Here is a 2,519-nt window from a genome sequence, read left to right on the forward strand (position 1 = left end):
CAGCTACACCACGCCGCGGGACACGATCACCGGCCAGTCCGACAATGGCACGCTGCTCAAGTTCAATACTTCGTACAAGTTCACGGATGACTTGCTCGGCTATTTTACGGTGTCCGAGGGCTATCGTATTGGCAACTCTAACGGCATCGGCTTCTGCGCAGACTATGTTCCTGGTACGGGCCAGGCGGCTTGCGCCCTAGTGCCAGGCCAGCAGTTCGGACCCAATCCGGGTGACGTGTCTACACGTGACGAAACCGAATATGGTCCGGACAAGACCAAGAACTACGAACTCGGCTTCAAGTCCGAGTTCGCCGATGGTCGTGTGACGCTGAACGGCGCAATCTATTATATCGAATGGACCGATCCTCAGTTGAGCTCGGCAACCATCAATGCCTCCATACCGATCACGGTGAATGCCGATGGTGCCGAGTCCAAGGGTATCGAGCTGAATGGCAACTGGATTGTGTCGGATGAGCTGACCGTGCGCGGCAGCTACAGTCACACCGAAGCAAGCCTGACCGCCCCGGCGCCGGGTCTTGTGGGTACGATTTCGACGCCAGGGTTTGGCAGCGTGCTGCTTGATGGCCGCGATGGCGATCGTTTGCCGGGTTCACCGGAAGACCAGTTCTCCTTCTTCGGCAGCTATACGATCCCGAACACCGGGCTCGATGGCGAATTGGTCGCGAATTTCGGCTATGCTTGGCAAGGCGATGTGCTGACACGTACGGGCAATCTGGGTGACGGCATTACGCTGGATTCGTTCGGGGTTGCCAATGCATCGCTCGTCTATGACACAGGCAAGTGGCAGGCCTCATTGTTCGTGAACAACCTGTTTGACGAGTATTACGAGACAGGCGTTCGCGGCACGCCGCTCTACAATCAGGTCCTGACGGATGATGCCGGCGGACCAGTCTATCAGCGCACATTCTATACCTATGTCGGTGCGCCGCGGGTTTTGGGTATTCGGATGAATTATACGTTCGAGTAGGCTTTACGGGGGCTATACAGCGGGGGAAGGGGCTGCCTGTGCACGGGCAGCCCCTTTTTTCATTCGGCGAGGGTTGCGAAGTCGACGACTTCCAGTGGGCGGCCTGTTGCGGCGACGAAGCGCTTGAAATCCGCGCGCGAAATGGCGGTGGTGCCTGTATTGATGAGCGGGTGGAAGTTTACGGGATCCGCCGCGAAAAGCGCCGCATCCGCGATGAAGCGCACCTTGCAGGCGGGATCATTGATCAGGGCAAAGGCCGTGACCGAGCCGGGCGTGACACCCAAGAGGTCGAGCAGCGCTTCAGGCGAGCCGAACGACAAGCGTTTGGTGCCGATATGGCGGTGGAGCTGGTTGAGACGGATCTGCGTGTGAGCCTCAGCCGAGATGAGGATAAAGGTGCCATCCTTGTCCTTCAGGAAGAGGTTCTTGGTGTGAACGCCCGGCATGGCGGCCTTGAGGTCAGTCCCTTCATCCACGGTGAACACGGCCTCGTGCCAGTGCGTCTCGTGCGCGATGGCGTGCGTATCGAGGAAGGCGAACAGGTCTTCAGGGCTTGCGGTCATCCTGCACTTTGGGCCAAGACTTTCCTTTAGCGTCAAGCCTTTCGGAGAAACTTATCCCATGCGTCTCGAATGCTATAAAATTCACGATGTGGCCCCGGAAATCGTGCCGGGCCGCAGCCAGCGCGAATGGATGGATGCGTTTCCCGACCGCCACCCCTATCGCTGCCTGCCGCTGACCATGGCAAACTCCACGGGCTGGGAAATCCTCTGCCCGATGGACATCAAGATCCAGTGGAATGGCGGGCCGAAGAAAGAGGACATCAATTTCCTCACAACCGGCGACCCGGCGGCGATAGCGAGCTTTGCCGACAGCCATTTCATGCGCGGCATCGTGACGTTTCATACCGGCCACCTGTTCCGCACGCCGCCCGGCTGGGGCGTGTGGGCAACGGGCGCGCCGAACTGGCCGAAGGACGGCATTGCGCCGCTGACGGGTCTTGTCGAGACCGACTGGCTGCCCTTCCCGTTCACGATGAACTGGGCGATGACGCGGCCCGGTGAAGTGATCTTCCGCAAGGGCGAGCCCTTCTGCTTCGTGACGCTGATGGAACATCGCAAGCTGGAAGAGATCGAGCCGGAGCGTAAATCCATGAAGACCAATCCCGAGCTGGTGAAGGAATATGACGCGTGGGTGGCCAGCCGGTCTGACTTCAATACGCGCCTTGCGACGGGCGAGGAAAAGGCCATGAAGGAGCGCTGGCAGCGCCACTATATGAAGGGCCAGAAGGTGACCGGCGACAAGGCCGACGAGCACCAGACCAAGCGGCGGCTGAAGCCTGTGAAGGACGTGTGAGGAGCGGCTTTTCCGACAGGAATGGGCGGGCCATTCCTACACGGCCGATGCCCGGAAAAAGCCCGAAAAGTGCACGGATAGTGCCCGAAACTTCGAGATTACAGGAAAAGGGCCCTCACCTCCCACGCCCTTTGGGCGCGGGTCCCTCCTCTCCCGCAAGCGGGAGAGGGGTTAA

General features: G+C 59.6%; 3 protein-coding genes. 2 read left to right on the forward strand and 1 reads right to left on the reverse strand.

Going from position 1 to position 2,519, the window contains the following annotated elements:
* Positions 1-988 (forward strand): TonB-dependent receptor domain-containing protein (locus tag HOC_RS20280; RefSeq protein WP_156950579.1); only part of this gene is annotated, 988 nt, incomplete at its 5' end.
* A 59-nt stretch (positions 989-1,047) separates the two neighbouring features.
* On the opposite strand, the gene HOC_RS20285 is transcribed toward HOC_RS20280, so the two are convergent.
* Complete coding sequence (locus HOC_RS20285; protein WP_035542310.1) at positions 1,048-1,551, reverse strand: prolyl-tRNA synthetase associated domain-containing protein; 504 nt, start codon at positions 1,549-1,551, stop codon at positions 1,048-1,050.
* Positions 1,552-1,609: 58 nt separating this feature from the next.
* On the opposite strand from HOC_RS20285, the gene HOC_RS20290 reads away from it, so the two are divergent.
* A complete protein-coding gene (locus tag HOC_RS20290) occupies positions 1,610-2,344 on the forward strand; it encodes a DUF6065 family protein (RefSeq protein WP_035542311.1) in 735 nt (244 codons plus the stop codon).
* Positions 2,345-2,519 lie beyond the last annotated feature (175 nt).

Origin of the sequence: Hyphomonas oceanitis SCH89 (assembly GCF_000685295.1) — a bacterium.
Lineage (GTDB): Bacteria > Pseudomonadota > Alphaproteobacteria > Caulobacterales > Hyphomonadaceae > Hyphomonas > Hyphomonas oceanitis.

Excerpts from the sequence above, each read along its gene's own strand:
- HOC_RS20285 (WP_035542310.1), bottom strand. The coding sequence starts at position 1,551 with ATGACCGCAAGCCCTGAAGACCTGTTCGCCTTCCTCGATACGCACGCC.
- HOC_RS20290 (WP_035542311.1), top strand. The coding sequence starts at position 1,610 with ATGCGTCTCGAATGCTATAAAATTCACGATGTGGCCCCGGAAATCGTG.